The following is an 897-nucleotide window of genomic DNA, read 5'->3' on the forward strand; positions in this document are numbered from 1 at the left end:
GGGATAGACGGCTTAATCACTTGTTTCACCATGTAAAAAAAGCCTGCTTTAGAGTCATAAGCAGGCTTTTTAAGGAGTAAAACGATGAAAAAAGATAGTTGGCTTCACGGCTTTAACTATATAGAAACTTGATGAAAAAACAGTGAAAACGCCGGCATGTGCGGTAAGAAAACCGGGGATACTAGTTAAAAAAGCCAAAAGGAGATGACGAAATGAGCGTGTGGATGATGTATAATCACTTGATGCATTCGCAAACCTTTTTAAGCAGCGTATTAATTAGCGGTATTCTTCTTGTCAGCGGAGGATTTGTGTACGGCAGAATAATGAGTAAAAAGTGAACCTAATATTGCCACGGATAGGTTGTTAATGGAAGATGATCAATATCTGCTTGGTTAATGTTATACTTGCTCCATAAGCATAGCGTGGAGGTGTCAGYATGAGCAAGCATCATGATCTAACAGCACCATACGGAGAATCGTTAGTGACGTGTGAACATCAGTTTGAAGCTAGCTATTACTATCATCAAGTGCGCGAACAGTGCATGAATCACGTTCATGAAATAAGCAAAGCGGTAGATGAATTCATCGTTGATTTTACAGATGAAAGTTTGAAAATATTAGAGCTTCTTTACTATGATCTAGAAGACAGCAACTGCTTTGACTATTTTTCGATGACAAAAGAAGAATTCGAAGAGTGTATGGGCGTATACTTTGGTGAAGTGGTTACGTCTACTATTGATGAAGCGCACTGGGTTGTGAAAGAATATCCGCTTATGGAAAACAAGTATGTGACCGGAATTGAAAAAGGGAATCTTTCACTCATGTTTCCTCACGGATTTTTTAACCATAAAGAGCGTCATCCAGAGTGCGTTTTTACTCTTTATCATTTATATAAACA

The 897-nt window shown here is 38.3% G+C and carries 2 protein-coding genes; both read left to right on the forward strand.

All coding sequences use genetic code 11. The annotated features are described in order from the left end of the window. Positions 1 to 212 precede the first annotated feature (212 nt). Entirely contained in the window at positions 213 to 338 is a 126-nt protein-coding gene (locus AC1DRF_RS29970) for a hypothetical protein (protein WP_013057857.1), read from the forward strand. Between the two features lie 98 nt (positions 339 to 436). Next, on the forward strand, positions 437 to 897 hold a 461-nt coding region (locus tag AC1DRF_RS29975; RefSeq protein WP_477742570.1), incomplete at its 3' end, for a hypothetical protein.

This window comes from Priestia sp. P5_B4, assembly GCF_056400385.1.

Coding starts and splice junctions, on each gene's coding strand:
- AC1DRF_RS29970 (WP_013057857.1), top strand. CDS start 213: ATGAGCGTGTGGATGATGTATAATCACTTGATGCATTCGCAAACCTTT.